The organism is Anabaena sphaerica FACHB-251 (assembly GCF_014696825.1).
In the GTDB taxonomy this organism is placed as follows: domain Bacteria; phylum Cyanobacteriota; class Cyanobacteriia; order Cyanobacteriales; family Nostocaceae; genus RDYJ01.
In genome coordinates, this window is the sequence record NZ_JACJQU010000043.1 from 1 (window position 1) to 3,745 (window position 3,745).

4 protein-coding genes are annotated in these 3,745 nt (G+C 38.8%); 2 read left to right on the plus strand and 2 right to left on the minus strand.

Annotation, left to right across the window (positions count from 1 at the left end; genetic code table 11):
- The first annotated feature begins 674 nt into the window (after positions 1-674).
- On the plus strand, positions 675-2,276 hold the full coding sequence (locus tag H6G06_RS26925) for an alkaline phosphatase D family protein (RefSeq protein WP_190565120.1): 1,602 nt from the start codon (positions 675-677) through the stop codon (positions 2,274-2,276).
- Between the two features lie 270 nt (positions 2,277-2,546).
- Here H6G06_RS26925 and H6G06_RS28210 read toward each other — a convergent pair whose 3' ends face one another.
- On the minus strand, positions 2,547-2,684 hold the full coding sequence (locus tag H6G06_RS28210) for a carbohydrate-binding module family 14 protein (protein WP_190565121.1): 138 nt from the start codon (positions 2,682-2,684) through the stop codon (positions 2,547-2,549).
- Positions 2,685-2,764: 80 nt separating this feature from the next.
- Between H6G06_RS28210 and H6G06_RS26935 the strand changes: the two genes are divergently transcribed.
- Positions 2,765-3,259: a DUF6174 domain-containing protein gene (locus tag H6G06_RS26935; protein ID WP_190565122.1), complete on the plus strand. Its 495-nt coding sequence runs from the start codon at positions 2,765-2,767 to the stop codon at positions 3,257-3,259.
- A gap of 105 nt (positions 3,260-3,364) precedes the next feature.
- Here the strand turns inward: H6G06_RS26935 and H6G06_RS27115 are convergent, their stop codons facing one another.
- Positions 3,365-3,496: an integrase gene (locus H6G06_RS27115; RefSeq protein WP_199306903.1), complete on the minus strand. Its 132-nt coding sequence runs from the start codon at positions 3,494-3,496 to the stop codon at positions 3,365-3,367.
- Between the last annotated feature and the right edge of the window lie 249 nt (positions 3,497-3,745).

The following is a 3,745-nucleotide window of genomic DNA, read 5'->3' on the forward strand; positions in this document are numbered from 1 at the left end:
GACAAGCACCAAATCACTGAGGAGCCGTGTGAAGTTAACGTTTCATGCACGGTTTTGTAGCCGAGTCAGGAGGGTGACTTCCTGGCTTAGGCATCCATATAGCTAATAAGCAAAAAAGGGGGGTCGATAAATACTAATTGTGTTTATCAGACCCCCCTTTCAGAGTTTGCTCATTAGTTATAAAATTTTAAATAGCTAATCCGTTAATAGTTATGTGTGCAGACGAGTGAAAGTGCCACATAAATTAGATTTACTATTGTTTCATATATTTTAGCAGGTTATTTATTTTCGTCTAGGGATAAATAGCAGTAAATAAATAGTGTTTTTTAAAAAAACATGGTTAAGTTTTATGAAGTAGCGAATACATTGTGTATTTTGACTACGTTATGGCTTATAAGCAAATGTTGATCGCTCATTCTTTGAGCAGAGAATTATGCGATTGCGCTCTCGCGCAATGCCGGAGGCAATCACTTTAAGGCTGCTCCTTCAAAGCATCGCAAAAAAGCAGTAGTACGTTAAATCAAGGTTTTAAATTTTGCGTTGCCAAAAGTGACGAAAGAAGGATAATTAAAATATTTTTTATTAACTATTGCATAACCATATCTTTACTTATTGCTATAAGGGTATATGGTAAACATTTATGCTATAAGAATTTTTCTGGTTTATTAATTAGTATGGAATCGAATCATCAAGTAAAACTAAACCGTCGTCGGTTTTTGTTAAATTCAGCGATGACAGCAGGTGGCATTATTACTACAAATGTTGTTTCCAAATCACGAGTTTTTGCCCAAGCACCTGGTATTATTACCTCTGATAAGATGCGTCCTGCCATACCCTATGGCATAGCTAGTGGAGATATCACGAATAATAATGTTGTGATTTGGAGTAAGAGCGATCGCCCGTCCAGAATGATCGTAGAATATTCCACTAGCCCATCTTTTATCAATGTACAGCGTGTTTTGGGACCACAGGCTTTAGAATCTAGTGACTTTACAGCCAGATTGAATCTCAGAAATCTGCCACCAAATCAACAAATATTTTATCGGGTGTTATTTCAAGATTTAGATTATCAAGACACCTACAGCGAACCTGTAAAAGGCAGTTTCCACACTCCCGCTAACACTGGGCGAGATATCTGCTTTGTTTGGGGTGGAGATACCGCTGGTCAAGGATGGGGTATAAATCCCAAATTCGGTGGGATGAAAATTTACGAAACCATGCGCCAAATGAACCCTGACTTTTTCGTTCACTGTGGCGACATTATCTATGCTGATGGCCCCATTGTTGCCGAAAGAAATCTGGATGATGGCACAATTTGGCGCAACATTACCACAGAAGAAAAATCTAAAGTTGCAGAAACACTGAAAGAATTTCGTGGTAACTATCAATACAATTTGATAGATGAAAACGTCAAACGTTTTAATGCTGAAGTTCCCATGCTGGCACAATGGGATGACCACGAAGTTACAAATAATTGGTATCCAGGGGAATTCCTCAATGATGACCGCTACACAGTTAAGGATGTGAACTTATTAGCACAACGGGCAAGACAAGCATTTTTAGAATATATGCCCATTGACTATACAACAAATAATCTGGAACAAGCCAAAATTTATCGTTCCTTTAACTATAGCCCCTTGTTAGATATTTTCATGTTAGATGAACGTAGCTACAGAGGGCGAAATACTCCCAATAATCAACCAGTACCCGGACTAGACACCGATATGCTGGGTAGCAAACAGGTACAATGGATCAAACAGCAATTACTCACATCCAAAGCTACATGGAAAGTCATTTCCAGTGATATGCCTTTAGGACTGATAGTGCGAGATGGCAGTACAGACTTTGAGGCTTGGGCTAACGCGGACAATGGTGTACCTTTAGGAAGGGAATTAGAACTAGCCGATTTACTCCAATTTATCAAACGCAGAAATATCAAAAACGTTGTGTGGATAACTGCTGATGTCCACTATGCAGCCGCCCACTACTACGACCCCAACAAAGCCCAGTTTCAAGACTTCAAACCTTTCTGGGAGTTTGTCGCCGGGCCTCTCAACGCTGGGACATTTGGGCCAAATCAATTAGAAAATACTTTTGGACCGCAATTGATATTCCAAAGTCTTCCTCCCAATACAGCACCAAATCGCCCCCCAAGCGTAGGTTTACAATTCTTTGGTGCAGTTAAAATAGATTCTGTGACAAAAGTGATGACTGTATCACTACGTAACTTGGTAGGAGAAACTGTTTATAGTGTAGATTTGCCACCGGAAGCTTAATTTTGAAAATCTTAGCAACATTTCGCCAGTTAGATGGAATAAATCTGTCTGCTGGCGAAATGTTGTTTATTGGCTGTATTTTTTGACTACTTGGGGCTAAATGAGCAGCCATGCAGAAAGTTACGATAAGGACTTGATAACCTGTTAGTCCTTTTCGAGGGGTTGTACAAAAAACCCCTGAAAGGGTACTCCCCTCTCGCGCAATTATGGAGTTTAGCGAAGGGTATTTCCAAAACTTTAAGGACTGCTTACAGGAGAGGAAAAAAATGTTTAGCTGTTGATGTCCCACTTGCAGCGTTGGGTTTCAAAATCAAATACTAAGCCACTTGGACATGGCATTATTTGAAGTCCAAAAGCTGTGCATTGATAAAAGCTTTTTACCCCAACGTCATCAAAGTTAGCGTACATTTAATCAAAAGCTAAAGTGCATTTAAACTAATGAACCAATAAATATATTTCAGGGTGTTGAAAAAAATGGATGAATTGATATGCACTTACCTATAATTATCAGTGCCGGATTGTTACTATCTTTAGGTTTGAACGTACCAGTATTGTCTCAATCTCCTATAGAGATAGCACAATCGCCAGCACGTAATAACTTGAATTTTCGGAAATTACAATTTAATCGCAGTTTGTGGAATCAGCAAAATATTTCCAACTATCGCTATACCTTGAGCAACAGTTGCTTTTGTATACCGGAAGCTAGAGGGCCAGTAGTGATTGAAGTACGTAATGGTCAAACAACCTCAATCACTTCTGTAGCTACAGGTCAAGCAGTTGAGCCACAATTTTTTCAAGAATACAATACAATTCCTAAGCTTTTTAATGTGATTCAAGATGCTATTAACCGTCAAGCCTTTAGCCTGAATGTGAGCTATTCTCCTAGACTCGGCTATCCTACCCAAATTAATATTGATTACAACAGTCAGATGGCTGATGAAGAAGTATATCTCACAATTGAAAATTTTGAGGAAATTCAATAGATACTAAACAGATGATTTCGGCTCAATCTCTGCGATGGGGTTAAATAAAGTGCAGGTGTGTGTTCTCGTAAAAATTTACTTTCATTCACTAACTTTCGATAAAACCTAAAACCCAATAACAGAAGTTGCCTTGCGGCGTTGTTCTGGGGATACCTCCAGATAACGCTGCAAAGTCCCCAAATCATTATGTCCACTAATTTCTTGAATGTGTCTTAGCGGGATGCCCGCACTAGACATTTGATTCAGTGCAGTTCTGCTCCCATCTGTGGGTACTAACTCCCTCCAACCCAACCAGTTTAGCAGCTTCGCGGAGAATCTTATCAGCTTTATTTCTATACCCCAATCTATACAAAAGGTATATAGTTTAAATAACAAAAATATAGTCAGATATAGTCAAACATAGTCATTTGTGTTATAGTTGAAGCTGAAAAATATGGACTAAAAAGAAAGAGAAACACAGAGTGTATTGTTAAGCACAAGGAGTTA